Raw genomic sequence first — 21,967 nt, 5'->3', positions numbered from 1 at the left:
TATGGAGGAAGACAGATGTATAAAATATTAGAGAAAAAATTATTAGCTCCAAATATTTATCTTATGGATGTGCATGTTCCGAGAATTGCTAAGTCAGCTAAACCAGGACAATTTGTAATAGTGAGAGTAGATGAAAAAAGTGAGAGAATTCCACTTACTATATGTGATTATGATGCAGATAAAGAAACAGTTACCATAGTATTTCAAGTAGTAGGTAATTCTACTAAAAAGATGGAATCACTAGAAATAGGAGATTATTTTGAAGGATTTGCAGGACCATTAGGTCAGCCTTCAGAATTGGTATACGAAAAAGAAGAAGATTTAAGGAAAAAGAATATATTGTATATAGCTGGAGGAGTAGGAGCAGCACCGGTATATCCTCAAGTTAAATGGCTAAACTCTATAGGTGTAAAAACAGATGTGATAATTGGTGCAAAAACTAAGGATTTAATAATTTTAGAAGAAGAAATGAAAAAAGAAGCAGGTAATCTATATATAGCTACCGATGATGGTTCCTATGGATATAAGGGATTAGTAACAGATTTATTTAAAGATTTAGTGGAAAATAAAAATAAAGAATATGATTTAGTGGTAACTATAGGACCTATGATAATGATGAAATTTGTAACTAAAGCTACAAAAGAATATGGAGTAAAAACTATAGCTAGTTTGAATACTTTAATGGTAGATGGAACAGGTATGTGTGGGGCTTGTAGAGTAACTGTTGGTGGTGAAACTAAATTTACTTGTGTAGATGGACCGGAATTTGATGGTCACTTAGTAGATTTTGATGAAGCTTTAAGAAGACAGGGTATGTATAAAACAGAAGAAGGTAAAGCATTATTAGAAAAACAAGAAAGAGAAGAAGGACACGTATGTCACGTGGGATTAGGAGGAGATCACTAATGGATAAATTTAAGAGAACTCCTATAAAAGTTCAAGATGCTAAAAAAAGAATAAAAAATTTTAAAGAAGTTTGTCTTGGATACACAGAAGAAGAAGCAGTTAAAGAAGCTTCACGATGTATTAATTGTAAAAATCCAATGTGTGTTCCAAATTGCCCAGTATCTATAAATATACCTAAGTTTATACAACATGTTAAAAATAGAGAATTTGAGGAAGCTGCAAAAGTTATTAATGAAGCTAGTTCTCTACCAGCTATATGTGGAAGAGTATGTCCTCAAGAAACTCAATGTGAAGGTAGATGTATTTTAGGTATAAAGGGAGAGCCTATAGCTATTGGTAAGCTAGAAAGGTTTGTAGGAGATTGGTCAAGAGAAAATGATGTGGATTTATCCTTTAAAGGAGAAAAGAAGGATAAAAAAATTGCAGTGGTAGGAGCAGGTCCTGCAGGTTTGACCTGTGCAGGAGATTTAGCTAAACTTGGGTATGATGTTACCATATTTGAGGCTTTACATGAACCAGGAGGAGTTTTAGTATATGGTATACCAGAATTTAGATTACCAAAGGATACTGTAGTAAAACATGAAATAGAAAATGTGAAAAAACTAGGAGTACAAATCGAAACAGATGTGATAATTGGAAGAACAGTTACAATAGATGAACTTATGAATGAAGAAGGTTTTGATGCAGTATTTATAGGTTCAGGAGCAGGTCTTCCTAAATTTATGGGAATACCAGGAGAAAATTTAAATGGAGTATTTTCAGCCAATGAATTTTTAACTAGAAATAATCTTATGAAAGCCTATAGAGAGGACTATGATACTCCTATAAAAGTAGGGCAAAAGTTAGCAGTAGTAGGTGGAGGAAATGTTGCTATGGATGCAGCTAGAACTGCTAGAAGACTTGGAGCAGAAGTTCATATAGTATACAGAAGATCAGATGAAGAGATACCAGCAAGAAGGGAAGAAGTAGAACATGCAAAAGAAGAGGGCATAATATTTAATTTACTTACTAACCCAGTAGAGATTATAGGTGGAGAAGATGGATGGGTAAAAGCTATGAAGTGTATAAAGATGGAATTAGGAGAACCTGATGCATCTGGAAGAAGAAGGCCAGTAGAAATTGAGGGATCTGAATTTATTTTAGAAGTAGACACTGTAATAATGGCTTTAGGAACATCTCCAAATCCGCTAATATCCACTACTACAAAAGGATTAGAAACTAATAAATGGGGTTGTTTAGTAGCTAAGGATGAAAATGGAGAAACTACTAAAAAGGCAGTATTTGCTGGAGGCGATGTAGTAACCGGTGCTGCAACTGTAATACTAGCTATGGAAGCAGGAAAAAAAGCTGCAAAAGGTATAGATGAATTTTTAAGCAATAGTGAAGAAAAATAAAAAAGTGATATAATAAGTGTGGAATAAATATTTATTCCACACTTATTATATATAGGAGGTTTACTATGGATTTTAAATATGTAGATAATTTTAATAAAGATGGGATTCAAGGTATAATTTTAAAAAAAGTAAAAAATTTTGAATTAAATCATATATTTGATTGTGGTCAATGTTTTAGATGGAATAGACAAGAAAATGGAAATTACATAGGAGTGGCTTATGGAAAAGTAATAGAAGTAGAAAAGAAACAAGATGATGTAATTTTATATAATACAAATGAAGAAGAGTTCGAAAATATTTGGAAAGAGTATTTTGACTTAAATAGAGAATATTCTAAAGTTAAAACTATACTAAGTGAGGATAAATTGTTGAAAAAAGCTATAGATTATGGCTATGGTATAAGAATACTAAAACAAGAACCTTTTGAAATAATAATTTCATTTATTATTTCTGCTAATAATAGAATACCTATGATAAAGAGAGCTATTGAAAAAATAAGTGAAAAATGGGGTATGAAATTAGAGTATAAAGGTAATATATATTATAGTTTCCCATCTGTAGAGGAATTATGTAATGCTTCTTTAGAAGAAGTAGAACAATGTGGAACCGGATTTAGAAGTAAATATATTGTAGATACTGTGTCTAAAATATATAAAAATGTCATAACAGATAGTTCTGAATATAATGAACAGTTTGATATAAATTATATAAAAGCATTGGAAGACGATGAATGTCATAAAATGTTACAAAACTTTAAAGGCATAGGTCCAAAGGTGGCGGATTGCATAATGCTTTTTTCAATGGGAAAAGATTCTGCCTTCCCTGTAGATGTTTGGGTTAAAAGAGCCATGCAACATTTTTATTTAGCTCCAGATGTATCTTTAAAGAAAATAAGAGATTTTGCCAGAGAAAAGTTTGGAGAGTTTTCAGGATTTGCTCAACAATATTTATTTTATTATGCTAGAGAAAATAATATAATATCATAAATAGGAATAAAAAAGCGATACAGCTATGTATAGTGAGATAATTAGATTTAAACACCTAATTTGTACTCTGATATAGAAAAATGTGTATTAATTTTTTTAAGATATCTGTTATAATATAGTTGTTAATAAATTAACAAATATTTTTTATATGTTTATCATAAATATATTTTAGTTTGTTAATTATATTTAGGAGGATTAAATAGAATGATTGTTTTTGAAAATCAATTAAAAAAATTAAAATACTTAGTGTTAAAAGAAGTAGCTAAAATGACTTTAGAGGATAGATTAGGTGAAGAAGATATAGAGAGAATACCTTTTGATATAATAAAAGGTGATAAAGCTGAGTATAGATGTTGTGTATACAAAGAAAGAGCTATAGTTTATGAAAGAGCAAAACTTGCAACAGGATGCCTACCTAATGGACAAGTAGCCGAGGAATTTGTGCATGTTGAAGATGATGATCAAATAATATATGTAATAGATGCAGCCTGTGACAAGTGTCCTATAAATAAATATGTTGTTACAGAAGCATGTAGAGGATGTTTACAACATAAATGTATGGAAGTATGTCCTGCAGGATCCATAAACAGAGCTGCAGGAAAAGCATATATAAATCATGAAACTTGTAAAGAATGTGGGCTATGTAAAGAAGTATGCCCTTATAATGCTATAGCTGAGGTTATGAGACCTTGTAGGAAAGCTTGTCCGACAGGAGCACTTCAAATGAATTTACAAGATAATAAAGCTACAATAAATAAAGAAGAGTGCATAAATTGTGGTGCATGTATGTCAGCGTGTCCTTTTGGTGCTATATCTGATAAAAGTTATATAGTAAATGTAACAAAGGCATTAAAAAATAAAAAGAAAGTATATGCTATGGTAGCTCCAGCTATTACTGGGCAATTTGGGAAGGATACATCTGTAGGTCAAATGAAAAAAGCATTCAAAGCAATGGGATTTGAAGATATGTTAGAAGTAGCTTGTGGAGCAGATGCAGTAGCTGCTCATGAAAGTGAAGAATTCATAGAAAGAATGGAAAATGGTGAAAAATACATGACAACTTCTTGTTGTCCAGGATTTTTAGCATATATAGAGAAAAAGTTCCCAGAACAATTAGCAAATGTGTCTAATACAGTGTCACCAATGGTGGCTATGGGAAGAATGATAAAAAAAGAGCATGAAGATGCAGTAGTTGTTTTTGTAGGACCTTGTACAGCAAAGAAAAGTGAAATAAAAAGAGAAGGCATTCGTGATGCAGTTGATTATGTAATGACCTTTGAAGAGATAGCAGCTCTTATGGGAGCTTTTGAAATAGATCCAGCAGAATATGAAGAAGAAGAAATAAATGATGGATCTAATTATGGAAGAGGTTTTGCAAAAGGTGGTGGGGTAGTTTCTGCCATACAAAACTATATAAAAGATAAAAAGGATATTAAGTTTAATCCTATAAGGACTAGTGGACCAGATGAGATAAAAAGAGCTATGATAATGGCAAAGGTAGGTAAATTATCTGAAAATTTTATTGAAGGAATGATGTGTGAAGGTGGTTGTATAGGTGGACCAGCTACTATGGTATCATCCGTAAAGACTAAAGCACCTCTTATGAAGTTTAGTAAATCATCTACAATAAAAGATGTAAAAGATAATAAAACTTTAGAAAAGTATAAAAATATTAATATGGAAAGATAGGGTTTAAATATCCTCAAAGAGTATTTTATTCTTTGAGGATATTTTTTTTTATTGACATATTTATATTAAAAATGCAAAATATAAATATGTCAGAATAAATAGATAAAAGAACATGTTCTGAGGGTGATTATGTGAAAGAATTTGGCAAAAATATAAGAACATGGCTGAAAAATAATAAAAATAATATTATTTTGTCTATAATTGTTATTATATTTTTATACGGAGCATACGAATATTATTCACAGTATTTTAAAGTGTTAAAAAATCCAGAAGAAGTAAAAAAAATAATTATGTCCTATGGAAAAAACAGTATTATTGCTTTTATAGCTTTGCAGGTAATACAGGTTGTATTGTTTTTTATACCAGGAGAAATAATACAAATAGCAGGAGGATATATTTTTGATTCTTTGTATGGGAGTCTATTCTCATTAATAGGTATAACTATAGGAGGAAGTATAGTTTTCTCCATATCTAGATTTTTTGGAAAGCCATTTGTAGAAAAAATAATATCTAAAAGGCATATAAAATACTTTACTAAAATATTAAATTCTCCAAAAATCAATTACATTGTATTTATACTATATTTAATTCCAGGTATACCTAAGGATGCATTAGCTTATATATGTGGAATATCTAATATAAAGTTTATGGATTTTTTAATTTATTCTTCTCTGGGGAGGTTACCAGGTATAGTTATTTCAACATATTTTGGTCAAAATATAAGTTCTAAGAATATTCCTGTACTGGTAGGTGTGGCAATATTAACAGTTATACTGGTTTTAATAGGCATAGTAAAAGGAAAGGGTATAGTCAACAATTTAAACAAAGAAAGCAATAAAAATAAAAAAAAGTTCTAGACTTTATATAGGCCTAGAACTTTTTTTATATATTTTTTTACAAATTACAGCAAAAACTATAATTAATATATTTAGAAATATAGCCATATGAAGAAAAAATCTTTCTGGCAATATATTTATAATTGGATCTTTATTAATGTCAAATAACCAAAAATCATTATTAAAAAATATTTTATGAAAATAAGTAAAAGCTTTATTAAAGTCTAATAAAAATGTAATCATAAGAACTATTGGCACAGAAAATAGTATATAGAAACTATAATGAAATACAATAAAATTATTATGTTTAAAAGAATAATAAATGATAAATATGGATATAATTCCAGTTATATAAAGCAATAACTTTATATTATAAAAAATATTTTTTACTTCATAAAAGTGCACTGTACCTTCAGAAGATGAAGTAAAAGATGGGATATTAAAATCCATATTTTTGGTAGATGTAATAAATTTTATAATATAGTCGTAATTAGATTTTATTTCACTATAGGATAGATTTGAAGAACTCTCTAGATTTAAAAATTTTATGTCAAAATAATACAGATATTTAAAATTAACTAATATTTCTATAGATAACAATATAAAAAATAAAGATAGAATCAAAGAAAATAAAATTTTATTAGGTTTTATATTATTCATAGGATACCTCTAAATTTAAATAAATATTTATTAATAAAAAGCTATAGATAACATTATTATTAGTAAAAGTTTTTGATTATATTATATATTAATTATATGAAGTTATCATATTTATTTTTAACTAAATCAATTTTTATTATAAAGAATAAATTAAATATTATATAGTAAAAGTTAGAGATATAGTAAAAAACATAGAAAAAGCTATATAATTATGAATAATGGCAGATAAAATCAAAATATCTTATAAGTTTAGACTTGATATTATAAATACTATTAATTATCATAATAATTGTATTAGCACTCAATATGAGTGAGTGCTAATAATAAAAGATAATAATTTTAATATTTTAAAATATATTAAGGAGGGGTTTAAATGAAAATTAGACCACTTGGAGACAGAGTTGTTATTAAGAGAATCGAAGTTGAAGAAACTACAAAAAGCGGAATAGTTCTACCAGGAACTGCAAAGGAAAAACCACAAGAAGCTGAAGTAATAGCGGTAGGACCTGGAGGAGTTATTGACGGAAAAGAAGTAAAAATGGAAGTAAAAGTAGGAGATAGAGTACTATTCTCAAAATATGCAGGTAACGAAGTAAAAGTAGATGATGTAGAATATACAATTTTAAGACAAGATGATATCTTAGCAGTGTTAGAATAAAACTTAAAAATTTACAAGATCAGATTTAGGAGGTATGGAAATGGCAAAGAGTATAATGTTTGGTGAAGATGCAAGAAGAGCTATGCAAAAAGGTGTAGATATGCTTGCTAATACAGTAAAAGTTACTATGGGACCAAAAGGAAGAAATGTTATTTTAGATAAAAAATTTGGAGCACCACTTATAACTAATGATGGTGTTACAATAGCAAGAGAAATAGAACTTGAAGATGCTTATGAAAATATGGGAGCACAATTAGTAAAAGAAGTTGCAACTAAAACTAATGATGTAGCAGGAGATGGAACAACTACAGCAACTTTATTAGCACAAGCAATAATAAGAGAAGGACTTAAAAACGTTACAGGTGGAGCAAATCCAATGCTTGTAAGACGTGGAATAAAAATGGCTGTTGAAGAAGCAGTTAAGGGTATAAAAGAAATTTCAAAACCAGTTGAAGGAAAAGAAGATATAGCAAGAGTAGCTTCTATATCAGCTGATGATAAAGAAATCGGTAAGCTTATAGCAGATGCTATGGATAAGGTTGGTAACGAAGGGGTTATCACTGTAGAGGAATCCAATACTATGGGAACAGAATTAGATGTTGTTGAAGGAATGCAATTTGACAGAGGATATGTTAGCCCATATATGGTAACTGATACAGAAAAAATGGAAGCCTCATTAGATGATCCATATATCTTAATAACTGATAAAAAAATAACTAACATACAAGAAATTCTTCCAGTACTTGAACAAATAGTTCAACAAGGAAAGAAATTATTAATTATATCTGAAGACATCGAAGGAGAAGCATTAGCAACATTAGTTGTAAATAAATTAAGAGGAACCTTTACATGTGTAGCAGTTAAAGCTCCAGGATTTGGTGACAGAAGAAAAGAAATGTTACAAGATATAGCTATATTAACTGGTGGTCAAGTAATCTCTGAAGAAATAGGAAGAGATTTAAAAGACGTAACAATAGATATGCTAGGAAGAGCAGAATCAGTAAAAATAACTAAAGAAAATACTACTATAGTTAATGGAAAAGGAAATAAGAAAGAAATTGAAGATAGAGTAAATCAAATAAAAGCTCAAATCGAAGAAACAACTTCAGAATTTGATGCAGAAAAATTACAAGAAAGACTTGCAAAACTTGCAGGTGGAGTAGCAGTAATAAAAGTTGGAGCAGCTACAGAAACTGAATTAAAAGAAAGAAAATTAAGAATAGAAGATGCTCTAGCAGCAACAAAAGCAGCTGTTGAAGAAGGAATAATTCCAGGTGGTGGAACAGCTTATGCTATGGTTATAAAAGAGGTAGAAAAATTAGACTCAGAAAATCATGACATAAAATTAGGTATTGACATAATTAAAAAAGCATTAGAAGAACCAGTAAGACAAATTGCATGCAATGCAGGAGTAGAAGGTTCAATAATTATAGAAAAAGTTAAAAATAGTGAAGATGGAATTGGATATGATGCTTTAAATAATGAATATGTAAATATGATAAAAGCAGGAATAGTAGATCCTACAAAAGTTTCAAGATCAGCATTACAAAATGCAGCATCCGTAGCATCAACATTCTTAACAACAGAAGCTGCTATAAGTGATATTCCAGAAAAAAATGATAAACCAATGCCAGGAGCTCCTGGAATGATGGATGGAATGTATTAATAGGTAATATATAGTTTTATAAAACTGTTAACAGATAAATATCTGTTAACAGTTTTATTTTTGTCTTAATTATTGTTAATTAAATCTAGAAAGTGGATATAATTATAGAAAATTAAGAAGTTGGGAGATAGAATAGCTATGAGTATATTTATGTTTATATATGGAACAATAATAGGCAGTTTTTTAAATGTCTGTATAAATAGAATACCTAAAGGTAAAAGTATATTATATCCAGCATCTCATTGTGAAAATTGCAAAAATAAAATAAAAATTAAAGATAATATTCCAATTGTAGGTTATATAAAGTTAGGAGGAAAATGTAGGCATTGTAACGTAAAGATACCTATACAGTATTTACTTATAGAATTTTTTACAGGAAGTATGTTTTTACTTTTATATTTTAAGTATGAATTATCTTTTGAATTTATTAAGTACTGTATATTTATATGTTTTTTAATAATTGTTGCAATTATAGATTTTAAAACAAAGTATGTTTATTTTAATACTATACTTACAATAATATTTTTAAGAATAGGTTTGTTTTTTATGGAAGGAGATAAAATAAACTTTATATTTTATAATTATTTTTTAGCAGGTTTTATGCCAGCGTTAATAATATGTATTATAATATTATTAACCAATGGAATGGGATGGGGTGATGTAGAAGTTATTTTTATATCAGGTGTTTTTCTAGGATTAAAACATTGCTTTTTATTGCTTTTTCTCAGTTTCTTTATAGGAGCTATTATATCTATTATTTTAATGATTACAAAAGTAAAAAGTAGGAAAGATGCTATAGCTTTTGTCCCATATATAGCTATTTCGTCTATTATATGCGTATTCTATGGAGAAAATATAATTTTTAATATATTTAGAATTATTTAAATTTGATGAAATTAGGTTTTATAATTGACAAAACTCAATTTAATAAATAAAATAGTGTAAATAAGCAAAAGTTTAAAAATAAATATATAGAATTACAAAGTACTAAAGATTTAAAAATACTATTAAATAAAGTACATAATAAATTATTGACTCATATATCCCCTTAATAAGGTAGGGAGTATCTACCAGAAGCCTTAAACTTCTGACTATGAGTGAATAAAGCATTGCTGTAGTCAAACATGCTTATTCACTTATAATCAAGAAGGAAGCATGTTTTTTTGTACTTTAAATTTATAAATAAAAAGGAGTTGGGTTAAATGGCTATAATATTAAAGAAAGGATATACTTTTGATGATGTTCTACTAATACCTAACAAATCAGAAGTATTACCTAAAGATGTTCTTTTAAATACTAATTTAACAAAAAAAATAAAATTAAATATACCATTAATAAGTGCAGGTATGGATACTGTTACAGAATCTAGAATGGCTATTGCAATGGCAAGAGAAGGCGGTATAGGTATAATACATAAAAATATGTCAATTGAAAAGCAAGCGGAAGAAGTAGATAAAGTAAAAAGACAAGAAAATGGAGTAATTACAGATCCATTCCACTTATCTCCAGATAAAAAATTACAAGATGCCCTTGATTTAATGAGCAAATACAGAATATCTGGTGTGCCTATAACAGTTGAAGGAAAACTAGTTGGAATAATAACTAATAGAGACATAGTTTTCGAAGATGATTATAGTAAAAAAATATCAGAACTAATGACTGATGAAGATTTAATAACAGCTCCAGAAAATACTACAATAGAAGAAGCGAAAGAAATTCTTAAAAAACATAAAATAGAAAAACTACCTCTTGTAGATGAAAATTTCTATTTAAAAGGATTAATAACAATAAAGGATATAGACAAAATAAAAATGTATCCTAATAGTGCTAAAGATGATAAAGGAAGATTACTATGCGGTGCAGCTGTTGGTGTAACTGCAGATATGCTTGAAAGAGTAAAAGCTTTAGTTGAAGCTCAAGTAGATGTTATAACTATTGATACAGCTCATGGTCATTCTAAAGGCGTATTAGAAGGAGTAAGAAAAATAAAAGAAGCATATCCAGAACTTCAAATAATAGCAGGAAATGTTGCAACACCAGAAGCTACAAGAGACTTAATACTAGCTGGTGCAGATTGTGTAAAAGTAGGTATAGGACCAGGTTCTATATGTACAACTAGAGTAGTTGCAGGAGTTGGAGTGCCACAATTAACAGCGGTAATGGATTGTGTTGAAGAAGCACAAAAACATGGAATACCTGTTATTGCAGATGGTGGAATAAAATATTCAGGAGATATAGTAAAAGCATTAGCAGCTGGAGCAAGTGTTTGTATGATGGGATCATTACTTGCAGGTTGTGCTGAATCCCCAGGAGAAACTGAAATATATCAAGGAAGAAGCTATAAAGTTTATAGAGGAATGGGATCTCTTGCAGCTATGGCTTGTGGAAGCAGAGATAGATATTTCCAAGAAGACAATAAAAAACTAGTTCCTGAAGGTGTAGAAGGCAGAGTTCCATATAAGGGATATTTATCAGATACAGTATACCAATTAGTTGGTGGAATACGTTCAGGTATGGGATATTTAGGAGCCAAAACATTGAAAGATTTATATGAAAATGCAAGATTTGTAGTTCAAAGTTCTGCAGGACTTAGAGAAAGTCACCCACATGATATTTCAATAACAAAAGAAGCACCAAATTACAGTACTAACGCATAATTAAAAAGTTTGGAGGTAACTAATTATTATGAAAAAAGAATTAGTTCTTATAGTAGATTTCGGTGGACAATACAGTCAACTTATAGCAAGACGTGTAAGAGAAAATAATGTATATTGTGAAATAATTCCATATAGTACTTCAATGGAAAAAATAAAAGAAAAAAATCCAAAGGGAATAATATTTAGCGGTGGTCCTAACAGTGTTTATGGAGAAAATACTCCTAAAATTGACAAAGAAATTTTTGAAATAGGAGTACCTGTTTTAGGAATATGCTATGGACAACAACTAACAGCATTTACTTTAGGTGGTAAAGTTGAAAGTGCTAAAGTAAGAGAATATGGAAAGACTGTTGTAAATTTAGATAATAAATGTAGTTTATTTGAAGGTATAGACAAAGAACAAGAATGTTGGATGAGTCATACAGACTATGTATCAGAGATACCTTCAGACTTTAACATAGTAGCTTATACAGATGGATGTAAAGTGGCAGCTATGGCAAATGAAGATAAAAAAATATACGGGGTTCAATTCCATCCAGAAGTAGAACACACTCCTTTTGGAAAGAAAATGTTAAAAAACTTCCTTTTTAATATATGTGAATTAAAGGGAGATTGGTCTGTAACCTCCTTTGCAGAAGAAAAAATAAATGAAATTAGAGAACTTGTTGGAGATAAAAAAGTAATTTGTGCATTATCTGGTGGGGTGGATTCTTCTGTAGCGGCTGTAATAGTGCATAAGGCAATAGGAGATCAACTTACATGTATATTTGTAGACCATGGTTTACTTAGAAAAGATGAAGGAGATCAAGTTGAAAGTGTATTTAAAGAAAAATTCCAAATGAATTTAATAAGAGTAAATGCACAAGATAGATTCTTAGGAAAATTAAAAGGTGTAACAGAACCAGAAAGAAAGAGAAAAATAATTGGAGAAGAATTTATAAGAGTTTTTGAAGAAGAAGCTAATAAACTAGGCAAAATAGATTATTTAGTACAAGGAACTATATACCCGGATGTAGTAGAAAGTGGTACAGGAACTTCTGCAACTATAAAAAGTCATCACAATGTAGGTGGATTACCAGAGGACATAGAATTTGAACTTATAGAACCACTAAGAGATTTATTTAAAGATGAGGTTAGAAAAGTTGGGGAAGAATTAGGAATACCTCATAAATTAGTTTGGAGACAGCCTTTCCCAGGACCAGGTTTAGGAATAAGAGTTTTAGGTGAAGTAACAGAAGAAAAATTAGAAATTGTCAGAGAAGCAGATGCTATTTTTAGAGAAGAAATTGCAAATGCTGGATTAGACGAAAAGATATGGCAATACTTTGCATGTTTACCTAATATAAGATCTGTTGGAGTAATGGGAGATGAAAGAACTTATTCCCATACAATTGGATTAAGAGCAGTAAACTCATCCGATGGAATGACTTCAGATTGGGCTAAGATTCCTTATGAAGTTTTAGACAAAGTAAGCATAAGAATAGTAAATGAAGTTAAAGGAGTAAACAGAATTGTTTATGACGTAACTTCAAAACCACCTTCAACTATTGAGTGGGAATAGTTACAGGAGAGCCAGAAACCCTTTAATGATAAGGGGTTTCAGCTCTTTTTTATTTTTCGTTACATTTTTATTGCACTTTTTTAATTTCTTCATTCCTTAAATAACCTAAGTATTAACTTAGAGTATTATTCCCTTGCTTCTTTTTTAGTAGTGAAACCGCTACGATATTTCGGGATCTTCTTTCCCGTGAAATCATATCCTAAATTTGCACGAAAATAGTAAGTTCAATTCTTTGCTTTTTTAATTGGGTCTTTAGCCATAGTTTTTACTCTTTACCGTGAAAAAACTAATCAGACCTGTTTTCATCTGAAAACTTAATTCTAAGAATTTCTTCTACAGCTTCACGCGGGACTCTATCCAATTTTCTTGATTCATAGTAGGTATGTATAAATGATACTATAGAAATGTAAGAAAATGATCATTTAAGCTGTTCCTGTTTGTCTGTAAAGGTGTTCAATCGGATAGCCAAAATCATCTTTTTCCAGTCTGCGGATTTTGAAACGACGCTAGTCTGTGACTGTGACTTTCGCTTCGTACGTCACAGTCACAGACTGCGTTTTAGTTTCCAAACTAAAAGTAGATATCTTTAAATACACTATCATTGAATGATTCAAACTTAGTACCGTTTTTAATTAATTTTCCTCGATAATAGACAACTACTTTTTTGTTTGTGTCTAAGAATTTTTTTAATTGAGATGTAGATTTATTCTTAGATACCGACTTTATATTTGAATAGATTTTTGGTAGTTTACTATTAATGAATTCAATTTCTAGCATATTATCACCAAACTCAGCAGTTCTGATTACTGCTTCCCCGTAAATTATTCGAGTTCGGTTGTATGGAACAAAGTTATTTTTGCTTTCTAAAAACAATTCGTTCAATGAAATTTTTTCATTTTCGATGACAATGATTTGTGAATCTTTGTCTAGTTCAGTATCTTCAAATAAATTGACAAAACTCGCAATAGGGTAGACGTGTCTTGCTTCGTTTTTCACTTTACTTTTTGAGCTAGTTGTTCGGTTAGTTTGCTCATTAGTTAATTCTGTTGTTAAATTAATTTTATCATTGCTTTTCGCTTTACCAACTGATTTCGTCATCCTAATTAATCCATTTTTTTTAATAGATTTTTTGGCAAGATCGCTTTCAAGTTTTTCTTGTTCTTTAACTTCTTCTTCAGACAATTCACTACATCCAATGACATGGAGTTCTTCTTGAGATGATGGTGTAAAAAAGTATCGTATACCTTTTTTATTCCAGTTTGTGCAAGTCATATTAATTCGACAGTTTGGGTCACTACATTGAAATGCACGTTTGTCGTGTAATCGTCCATTTATTGAAAAATCACTTGCTTGTTTTGCACTTATACTTCTATTTAATTCCAAGCTGTAAGCACGCTCTGACATATTATACCTCCTCAAATGTGGCTTTTTATTATTATAACACTACTCTTAAGGTCTATTGGAGTATAATGAGGATATTTTACTGATGAAGTCGTAACCTTTTGGTACAAGTGGTGACCCTTACCCATTTTGGTAGACACGAGGAACTCGTGGTATACTAAAAGTGAAGGGAATGATACGAATGAATAAACAGTATAGTGCAGAATTTAAGTTAGAAGCAGTAAAGAGGATCGAGAGAACAGGTGAATCAGTATCAAAGGTGGCTGAAGAATTAGGAGTAAAGCCAACAACAATGCAAGGCTGGGTAAAGAAGTATAGACAGTCGCCAAATGCCCCTTTTCCTGGTAGCGGAAACCTGAGTCCAGAGGACGAAAAACTGAGAAAGCTAGAAAGAGAGAACCGAGAGCTCAAAGAGGAAGTTGAAATATTAAAAAAAGCGGCGGCCTTCTTCGTCAAGAATCTCAAGTAAAGAGATTTGAGTTTATCAAGGCTAACCGTAACAAACATCGAGTAGCGAAGCTGTGTGAGGTTCTCTGTGTATCAAGAAGCAGTTACTATGCATGGGATAAAAGACCTGAGAGCAACAGATCTAAAGAAAATAAAATACTCTTAGGCAAAATTAAAGATATCCACAATAAGAGTGGTAAAGTTTATGGCTCAATAAAAATAGCTAAAAAACTGAATAATGGCAAAAACCCTCCAATAAATCACAAACGTATAGAGCGTATAATGCATGAAAATGGCATAAAATCAAAGGTTACAAAGAAGTTTAAAGCTACAACAAACTCTAATCATAAGCTTCCAGTAGCAGAAAACATACTCGACAGAGATTTTTCTGTGGACAAACCTAATCAAAAGATGGTAAGTGACATAACATATGTTTATACAGATGAGGGTTGGCTATATGTAGCTGCAATTATGGATCTATGCGGACAAAAGATTGTAGGTTTATCTATGAGCGAAAGAATGACAAAAGAATTAGTAATTAACGCGTTAAATGACGCTTATTAACGAGTAGGAAAACCATCAGAGGTAATTCTGCACTCAGATAGAGGTTCCCAGTACTGTTCAAATGATTACCAAAATTTAATAAATAAGTATCAATTTGTTTATAGCATGTGTCGTAAGGGTAACTGTTGGGATAATGCTCCTATGGAAGCCTTCTGGGGTAAGCTTAAATGCGAATGGCTCTATGGAAAACACTTTAAAACACGCTAGGAAGCCCGTGCAGCTGTATTTGAGTATATTGAGATATTTTACAACCGCCAAAGGATACATGCTTCTAATGGCTACCTAACTCCAGAAGAATACTACAACAACGCACTTAAAAAAGATAAAGCCGCTTAAAAAATGAAATATAATGAAAAACTACGAAAAAGCAAGAAATAACGAGTTTATAGTGTCTAGTTTATTGGGGAAGGGGCAAGCATATCCTCTTTTTTGTAGTAGACATTTTTCATTACGGATTCTAAGTCTGCTAAGTCAGCATTCTTTGGTCTAAGATATAGAGGTTGGCATTGGTTTTAAGCAGAACTTCAATCAGCGTCAGTATAAAGTATGTTTTAACGTAAGCGTAAAAAATTAAGCACCTAGAAAACACAACCTCTCATTGATAAACTTAAGTAAAAGATTATCAATGGGAGGTTTACTTATGTATAGAAAATTAGATAATGATTCTTGGGAGGAATATTTAAATAAATTTAACTCTGTTAAAGATACAATAACAGTGAAAGATTTCTGTGCTGAAAATAACCTTAATAAAAGTCAATTTTATTACCATAAAAAAAGAGTAGAAAAAATAGCTAAAAGTAAAGAAACTATTTTTCAGGCTATTTCTCTGAATAGTAAAATTGATAATATTAAAGAAGATAACTCTACATTAAAAGAAGTAAAAATTAATGTAGGCAATGCTAATTGTCAGCGAAGCTACTTTAATAACAGCAATAATTAAGGAGTTAATTCTAAAATGTTAAATATAGATAAGGTAGAAAAAGTCTATCTTGCCTGCGGCTATACGGATTTAAGAAAAAGTATTGATGGGTTAGTTATGATAGTACAAAACCAATTTAAGTTAGACCCTTTTGATAAAGCGCTATTTGTTTTTTGTAACAAGAAAATGGATAAATTAAAAATTCTTCACTTTGATGAAGGGTTCTGGCTATATTATCACCGTTTAGAAGCTAATCGCTTCAAATGGCCAGCGACAGCTGACGATGCATTAAAGATTAATATTGATGAATTACGTTGGCTTTTAAAAGGCTATGAAGTAAGAACAAAATCTAAATTTAAACCTGTAAAAGCAAGTAACTATTATTAAAAAAATATCAACTTTGAACCCTTGAAGTATAGTAGTTTCAAGGGTTTTGTGGTATAATAAAAGTATCAAATAAAACTAACGAGGTAACTATGAGTCACGAAATTTTAACTAATGAGCTTGATGAAAATACAAAAGCATTAATTGAGAAAATGGAAAATCAAATTAATAAAAAAGATAAAGAATTAAGCTCAAAAGATGAAGAAATAAAAAAACTTAAAAATGAATTAGAATTATTAAAAGGTGTTATATCTAATAGAAATAGAAAGATATTTGGAGCATCCAGTGAACAAGTAGATGCTAACCAATTATCTCTTTTTAACGAAGCTGAAAAGTTTAGTGATACAAAGGTGGAAGAACCTACTTTAGAAGAAATTATATATAAAAGAGCTAAGAAAAGTAATTATACTGGAAAAAAAGACAATTTAGCTAATTTAGAAAGAGTTGTTGTTGAACATAAATTAGAAGGTGATGATCTTAACTGCAAGGAATGTGGTGAAGAGCTTACTCCTATCGGAGTTAAATCTAGAAAAGAGATTGTTAAATATATTCCTGCTAAATTAATAATTGATGAGCATGTTATTTATAGCTACGCTTGTAAAACATGCGAAAGAGCCACTGGTGAAAGTAAAATAGTTTCACCAGAAGCACCTAAAACTATTTTTTATAATAGTATGGCCTCAAATGAGTTAATTGCACATACTCTAATACTTAAATATCAACATGCAATGCCACTTTATAGGCAAGAAACTTACTTCGATATGATGGGCGCTAGCCTTTCAAGGCAAACTCTATGCAATTGGACTATGTCTGCAGCAGATGCTTTAGAGCCAATATATAACCATATGAAAAAAGAATTGCTTAGCCGTAATTACATTAATGCTGATGAAACAACCTTAAAGGTAATTAATGATAACGGTAAGGATTCAAAAACCAAGAAATATATGTGGTTATATATGAGTAATACCAAATCTAAGCCTGTGATCTTATATGATTACCAACGCACTAGATCAAGCTCTTGCCCTAAAAATTTTTTAGGAGATTTTAAAGGTTTTCTCCAAACGGATGGATATAATGGATACAATTCCGTTAACGGAGCTACAAGAGTATATTGCTTGGCTCACATAAGAAGATATTTTCATAATATAATAGTAGATTTAGATGAAGAAGCCCTAAAAAATTCTAGAGCAATAATAGGGTTTAATTATTGTGAGCAAATTTATAAACTTGAAAAAGAACTTAGAGAAACCCATTCAAATGATGAAAATTACTGTGATATTAGATTTAAAATAAGAGCTGAGAAACTAGCTCCAATTATAGATAATTTTATTAATTATGTTGAAAGAGAAATAAAAGATGCTCTTCCAAGAAGTCCGTTAGGTAAAGCACTTGATTATGCTAAAAAGCATTTACCAGGATTAAAAAATGTACTATTAGATGGTTCTTTAGAAGTTGATAATAATGCAGCTGAAAGAGCTATTAAGCCTTTTGTAATAGGCAGAAAAAACTTCCTTTTTGCAAATACTGCTAAAGGTGCAACTGCAAGTAGCAATATTTATAGTATTGTTGAAACTGCCAAGGCTAATAATTTGGTTGTAGAAAGGTACTTAGTATATCTGTTTGATAATCTATCAAGGATAGATATATCCGATAGCGAAAACTTAGAGAATCTTATGCCTTGGAGTAATAAGATTCCTGAAAATATGAAAATTAAAGATAAGAAATAAAATTAATCCTAGTAAAGCATATTTTTGCCTTACTAGGATATTTTAATACATGTAATACTATAAAAGTAGGCACTAAAACTTTGACGCTTACATTTATTTCTATGATTTTGATTATTTTATTAACTTGATAAAGATACTTAGCGGGAGGGGGGGAGAGCGTTCTTGTAGTCTGTATACGATAATAACAACTACTTTCATTTATTTTGCCTAATTTAGGGTAAGAAAAAAGACGCTCATTTCTGAACATCCTAAAATTTATTTCAAATACACCATATTGATAGTACTAAAAAAACTATTACAAAATTTCTGGTATGATTAATCTAGTTTTATAGATAAATCTGCTAGCAATTTCTTAAATTTAATATTAAAATCCTTGCTTAACATTTTACTTGGTTTATGGCTAGTATAATCAATGTTATTTATATATGAAATATTTTCGTACTTGTTTAATTCTTCACTTTTTAGAGTTGTAGTAAAAATCTTTTGATTTTCTAATTCATTGAATAAATCCAATACAATTTTTTCTTTTGTACTAGATAAATCTTCCGCTCTAAAAGAGTCGACAATTATTGGGAAAGTGTGGTTTGTACATTTTTGAATTGCATATAGTTTTGCCAGATGGAAAACTGTTGCTTCACTACCTGATAGAACTTCATCTCGTTTTGTAAATAAACCTTCAATAATTGCATTACTGCTTGGATCAATAGTGGTATAAGTATTTCTAATTAGAGAAGAAATTGAATCTATTAACTGTGTTTGTTGCTCTTTTGATTTTCTAATTTACCGTCATGTGAAGTGATTTGATCTTTTAGTTCATCTATTTGAAAATCAATTTTCCTTATTTTTTCTTCAGCATCTGATGCGTCGACTACTTCGTTTTTATATGCCACAATTGTTTCTAGAGAAATATCATTGTCAGACAGTATGTGCTGTAGTTTCTCTTGTTCAACATTTATTAATAAAGTCAGTTTTTGAATCTCTTCATTATATGAATCTAATTTTTCTGCTATCGAATTTAGAATTTCTCTTCTCATACCAACTGAAGAAACATCAAAACTAAAACTTTCTTTTTGTGCTGTGCTGAAAGAAATATTTATGGATCCGCAATCCATACATCTTAATTCTCCTATATCTAGAGTCCTGTTGAGTGAGCGAAGCTCTTTAACTGTAGTTTCCCAACGAGCTTTTCTAGTTGCAGATATATTTCGTTCTTTTCGTAGTTCAGTTATTCTTTTCGAGATATTGTCAATGGTTTTAATCTTTTCACTAAAAGACTTTTTATCACTTATTAAACTTAAATAAGAAGCAGCGGTTTTATTAGAGTTTAATATTTTATTTTGTTTCAAAAGAGTTTTTCGCTCTTCGCTTAAATCGGAAATTTGTTTTTTAGTAAATTTGATTTCTTCTGGACTTTGTTGTTGTGAACCTAGACTGCAAAAATCAAAGAGCATATTAAGAAAATCTTTTTTGTTATAATATCCTGAATTAGAAATATTAAAGGTAGCTTTCTTATCTTGCCCAACGAAGAAAAGTTGCAAATAAAGTAATGGATCTGTTATTCGTAATACTTCATTTTTATATATGTGTGGCAATCTAAAGATATGTTTATTCCAATATCTTTTAAATTCAGATACATTATCAAATAACATTAAATCTGATGATGTCTTCAATACAAACCCATCTAATTTCCTACAAATCTTATAATTTTTTTCTTGTAATTCAAATTCAACAAAATAAAAATAATCTTTATATAGAAATGAGGAAGGGAATGTTGGTTCATTTCCTAATGCGTACATAAGGGATTGTATGACTATGGTTTTCCCTTTATTATTATCATCACTGGATATAATATTAAAATCATTAGATAAAGAATCTTCTATAAATGATTCGTCTGAGTTACCTACAGCTATTTTTTTAATAATCATTGTTGAATTCCCTCCTTAATAACTGAAATAAAATATTTAACTGATAGTGTATCAAAATCTGGACACTTATTTATTAAATCTCGATCTAGATTGACAAATAATTTTTGCACATCAAATGTAGGATTATTTAATATGAGTAAGTATATCTGTTCAAATATTTCCCAAAAGCTCTGTGCGGCATTTTTATTAAACAAAGCTCCACACAGTGAACTTTTACATTCATCAATCATGTCAATTTGCTTTTCGGGAGGGCATTGATTTAGAATTGATATAAAAGGTTGAGGAACACCTTTAGCAATTGGGTTTCGGTTGATAATTCTTTGTAACGTCATTAATCTAATTTCACTATTTGTCAAATGACGGTAAAAGTTAAGTGATTCATCGCATGTAGAAATAATTATACCTTCTATTGCATGACCATTTTTCTTACTAGATTGTTCATCTCTAATTTCGTTAAAAATAGCATTGAGGATATTTTCATCAGGAATAATATGAGGATGATCTTTTATTATAGCTTTTACATAATCACTTGGACTTTTGTCGTCAACTACGAAAACAACTTCTCTTAAAAAATCTTTTATGCTTTGTTCTGATACCATGTTATTATCAATATAGGTTTTATTGTTGCATTCCTCTTTTAAACCATCCATTAATTTAGATTGTGCAGATAATTTAATATTGTCTATATTAAAGATATTTTTTGTGTCATCAATTCTTAAACTAGAAGTTACGCCTCCTAAAAACAGTATGTAATTGTGAAAAGTTAGGGTACTTAAATAGTTTTTATAAAGTGTTACCAGTTCTTTACCAATCTCTTTGGGAGATGAGTTTGAAGCTCCTTTGGATTGGATATCCCATAGTTTAGAGGATGCTCTATCCATACCCGTCAAATCATTAAAAAAGTCAACTGTAAAATAATGAATTTCATCGCTATCAATACAGAAATTCATTAAGTAGAGAAGTGCCTTTGTCTCCATATCTGCACCAGGTTTTCTTAATTTTTCAGTTGATCTAACTGTGTATGACATCCTATCACCACTCTCTAATAAGAATCTTGTTCACTAATTAATTGTTTATTCATACTTAAAACACAAATATATTTATAATATATTAATGCCATTTTCATAATTATACCATATATTAAAAGCAAGGGTGTTAAAAAATAGACGCTAATTTTGAGCGTCTATAGTTAATGAATATTGAATTTTAGAAATTATATTTTAGTATATAACAAGTTTGACTAGTTGAAAAATTGCACTTTTGTTTTTATTTAATACGTTTTGTCTTCCTTAATACTGCTCCAAGCTCCGTGATTTTAATACATTTTCTCTTATATGCTGTACGTTTAAAATAGAGTGGGAATAATACTAGTGAATAACTAATAGCTAAGGATAATTTTTTTTATTGGCATTACAAAAAATTTAACATAATAGAAATTAAAAATGAATAATTTAGGAGAGTATTGTAAGAAATTGCAATGCTTTTGTTTTATCAGAAAATAATCCTATTATAAGCAGATTAATTGAACCTGTTTATAGTAGAATCATCTACTTCGATTTATTATTTATAATAAATTCATGATATAAT

Annotated in this window: 19 protein-coding genes, 3 pseudogenes and 1 riboswitch; of the genes and pseudogenes, 14 read left to right on the top strand and 8 right to left on the bottom strand. The window is 29.8% G+C overall.

The features are described 5' to 3' along the window. Positions 1–15: 15 nt before the first annotated feature. From CKV72_RS10295 to CKV72_RS10275, 5 genes are all read left to right on the top strand, one after another. The gene (locus CKV72_RS10295; protein WP_095178201.1) at positions 16–906 is read left to right on the top strand and encodes a sulfide/dihydroorotate dehydrogenase-like FAD/NAD-binding protein; all 891 of its coding nucleotides are present in this window, start codon (positions 16–18) and stop codon (positions 904–906) included. Beyond that, positions 906–2,300, top strand: a complete 1,395-nt coding sequence (gltA, locus tag CKV72_RS10290) for an NADPH-dependent glutamate synthase (RefSeq protein ID WP_095178200.1) — start codon at positions 906–908, stop codon at positions 2,298–2,300. The genes CKV72_RS10295 and gltA overlap by 1 nt, the downstream gene beginning before the upstream one ends. A gap of 65 nt (positions 2,301–2,365) precedes the next feature. Further along, the gene (locus CKV72_RS10285; RefSeq protein WP_095178199.1) at positions 2,366–3,286 is read left to right on the top strand and encodes a DNA-3-methyladenine glycosylase family protein; all 921 of its coding nucleotides are present in this window, start codon (positions 2,366–2,368) and stop codon (positions 3,284–3,286) included. Between the two features lie 204 nt (positions 3,287–3,490). Continuing rightward, positions 3,491–4,975: a 4Fe-4S dicluster domain-containing protein gene (locus tag CKV72_RS10280; RefSeq protein ID WP_095178198.1), complete on the top strand. Its 1,485-nt coding sequence runs from the start codon at positions 3,491–3,493 to the stop codon at positions 4,973–4,975. 131 nt (positions 4,976–5,106) lie between these two features. Further along, the gene (locus CKV72_RS10275) at positions 5,107–5,832 is read left to right on the top strand and encodes a TVP38/TMEM64 family protein (protein WP_095178197.1); all 726 of its coding nucleotides are present in this window, start codon (positions 5,107–5,109) and stop codon (positions 5,830–5,832) included. Between the two features lie 3 nt (positions 5,833–5,835). Here CKV72_RS10275 and CKV72_RS10270 read toward each other — a convergent pair whose 3' ends face one another. Then, positions 5,836–6,471: a TIGR01906 family membrane protein gene (locus CKV72_RS10270; RefSeq protein ID WP_095178196.1), complete on the bottom strand. Its 636-nt coding sequence runs from the start codon at positions 6,469–6,471 to the stop codon at positions 5,836–5,838. A 373-nt stretch (positions 6,472–6,844) separates the two neighbouring features. Here CKV72_RS10270 and groES point away from each other — a divergent pair, with 373 nt between their 5' ends. The 5 genes from groES to guaA all read left to right on the top strand — a co-directional run bounded on the left by groES (position 6,845) and on the right by guaA (position 13,013). Continuing rightward, positions 6,845–7,129 carry a co-chaperone GroES gene (gene groES / locus CKV72_RS10265; protein ID WP_089863458.1) on the top strand — a complete coding sequence of 95 codons (285 nt, stop codon included), beginning with the start codon at positions 6,845–6,847 and terminating at the stop codon, positions 7,127–7,129. A gap of 40 nt (positions 7,130–7,169) precedes the next feature. Next, complete coding sequence (gene groL / locus CKV72_RS10260) at positions 7,170–8,795, top strand: chaperonin GroEL (RefSeq protein WP_095178195.1); 1,626 nt, start codon at positions 7,170–7,172, stop codon at positions 8,793–8,795. 138 nt (positions 8,796–8,933) lie between these two features. Continuing rightward, positions 8,934–9,680 (top strand): prepilin peptidase, encoded by a 747-nt coding sequence (locus CKV72_RS10255; protein WP_095178194.1) that lies wholly within the window; start codon positions 8,934–8,936, stop codon positions 9,678–9,680. A gap of 131 nt (positions 9,681–9,811) precedes the next feature. Next, a riboswitch (purine riboswitch) is annotated at positions 9,812–9,909 on the top strand. Between the two features lie 88 nt (positions 9,910–9,997). Beyond that, complete coding sequence (gene guaB, locus CKV72_RS10250) at positions 9,998–11,452, top strand: IMP dehydrogenase (protein ID WP_095178193.1); 1,455 nt, start codon at positions 9,998–10,000, stop codon at positions 11,450–11,452. 28 nt (positions 11,453–11,480) lie between these two features. After that, a complete protein-coding gene (gene guaA, locus CKV72_RS10245; protein ID WP_095178192.1) occupies positions 11,481–13,013 on the top strand; it encodes a glutamine-hydrolyzing GMP synthase in 1,533 nt (510 codons plus the stop codon). A 125-nt stretch (positions 13,014–13,138) separates the two neighbouring features. On the opposite strand, the pseudogene CKV72_RS12640 reads toward guaA, so the two are convergent. From CKV72_RS12640 to CKV72_RS10235, 3 genes and pseudogenes are all read right to left on the bottom strand, one after another. Continuing rightward, positions 13,139–13,192, bottom strand: a pseudogene (locus CKV72_RS12640) (hypothetical protein); the annotation flags it as partial. A 107-nt stretch (positions 13,193–13,299) separates the two neighbouring features. Continuing rightward, positions 13,300–13,374, bottom strand: coding sequence for a hypothetical protein (locus CKV72_RS12175; protein WP_478280066.1), 75 nt, complete (start codon positions 13,372–13,374; stop codon positions 13,300–13,302). 209 nt (positions 13,375–13,583) lie between these two features. Continuing rightward, on the bottom strand, positions 13,584–14,417 hold the full coding sequence (locus tag CKV72_RS10235) for a hypothetical protein (protein ID WP_095178191.1): 834 nt from the start codon (positions 14,415–14,417) through the stop codon (positions 13,584–13,586). A 169-nt stretch (positions 14,418–14,586) separates the two neighbouring features. On the opposite strand from CKV72_RS10235, the pseudogene CKV72_RS10230 reads away from it, so the two are divergent. Further along, positions 14,587–15,761 (top strand): annotated as a pseudogene (locus CKV72_RS10230) (IS3 family transposase). 77 nt (positions 15,762–15,838) lie between these two features. Here the strand turns inward: CKV72_RS10230 and CKV72_RS10225 are convergent. Then, positions 15,839–15,978 (bottom strand): annotated as a pseudogene (locus CKV72_RS10225) (ATP-binding protein); the annotation flags it as partial. A gap of 87 nt (positions 15,979–16,065) precedes the next feature. Between CKV72_RS10225 and tnpA the strand changes: the two are divergent. The 3 genes from tnpA (at position 16,066) to tnpC (ending at position 18,455) form a co-directional block, all read left to right on the top strand. Continuing rightward, positions 16,066–16,365, top strand: a complete 300-nt coding sequence (gene tnpA / locus CKV72_RS10220; protein ID WP_095178190.1) for an IS66 family insertion sequence element accessory protein TnpA — start codon at positions 16,066–16,068, stop codon at positions 16,363–16,365. A 15-nt stretch (positions 16,366–16,380) separates the two neighbouring features. After that, entirely contained in the window at positions 16,381–16,731 is a 351-nt protein-coding gene (tnpB, locus tag CKV72_RS10215; RefSeq protein WP_095178189.1) for an IS66 family insertion sequence element accessory protein TnpB, read from the top strand. Positions 16,732–16,820: 89 nt separating this feature from the next. Then, a complete protein-coding gene (tnpC, locus tag CKV72_RS10210) occupies positions 16,821–18,455 on the top strand; it encodes an IS66 family transposase (RefSeq protein ID WP_095178188.1) in 1,635 nt (544 codons plus the stop codon). A gap of 315 nt (positions 18,456–18,770) precedes the next feature. Here the strand turns inward: tnpC and CKV72_RS12315 are convergent, their stop codons facing one another. The 3 genes from CKV72_RS12315 to CKV72_RS10200 form a co-directional block, all read right to left on the bottom strand. Next, positions 18,771–18,968, bottom strand: a complete 198-nt coding sequence (locus CKV72_RS12315; RefSeq protein ID WP_197696943.1) for a hypothetical protein — start codon at positions 18,966–18,968, stop codon at positions 18,771–18,773. A 233-nt stretch (positions 18,969–19,201) separates the two neighbouring features. After that, a complete protein-coding gene (locus CKV72_RS10205) occupies positions 19,202–20,380 on the bottom strand; it encodes a hypothetical protein (protein WP_197696942.1) in 1,179 nt (392 codons plus the stop codon). Beyond that, the gene (locus CKV72_RS10200) at positions 20,377–21,408 is read right to left on the bottom strand and encodes a hypothetical protein (RefSeq protein WP_095178187.1); all 1,032 of its coding nucleotides are present in this window, start codon (positions 21,406–21,408) and stop codon (positions 20,377–20,379) included. Before CKV72_RS10200 ends, CKV72_RS10205 begins: the two co-directional genes overlap by 4 nt. Positions 21,409–21,967: the final 559 nt, after the last annotated feature.

Origin of the sequence: Clostridium cochlearium, assembly GCF_900187165.1 — a bacterium.
Taxonomy (GTDB): Bacteria; Bacillota; Clostridia; order Clostridiales; family Clostridiaceae; genus Clostridium_G; species Clostridium_G cochlearium.
Note: the sequence above shows the minus strand (reverse complement) of the source record. Positions and strands in the feature narration are given on the sequence as shown.